Origin of the sequence: Paraburkholderia sp. SIMBA_053, from assembly GCF_046534895.1 — a bacterium.
GTDB classification, from domain to species: domain Bacteria; phylum Pseudomonadota; class Gammaproteobacteria; order Burkholderiales; family Burkholderiaceae; genus Paraburkholderia; species Paraburkholderia caledonica.
In genome coordinates, this window is the sequence record NZ_JAWRXU010001542.1 from 1 (window position 1) to 241 (window position 241).

General features: G+C 62.2%; 1 pseudogene. It reads left to right on the plus strand.

Annotation, left to right across the window (positions count from 1 at the left end):
- Nucleotides 1–106, plus strand: a pseudogene (locus tag SB753_RS40735) (response regulator); the annotation flags it as partial.
- Nucleotides 107–241 lie beyond the last annotated feature (135 nt).

Consider the following 241-nt stretch of genomic DNA (forward strand, 5'->3'; position numbering starts at 1 on the left):
CCCTGCAATGAAGGAACGCGGCAAGGCGGCAGGCGTGAAGGGCTGGATCGTGAAGCCGTTCAAGGGCGACGCAGTGCTCGAAACGTTCCGCAAGCTGGCCAGCTGACGGTTTGGCGCGGCATGGACGGGCGGTCGCGTCGGGGGGCGCGGCGGTCCATTCATGACGCGCGGATTGTAGCAATTCCTTGAAAGATCTATTCGAGCCTCACGTATTTATCGGCGGCGGTCGCGCTTCTACACT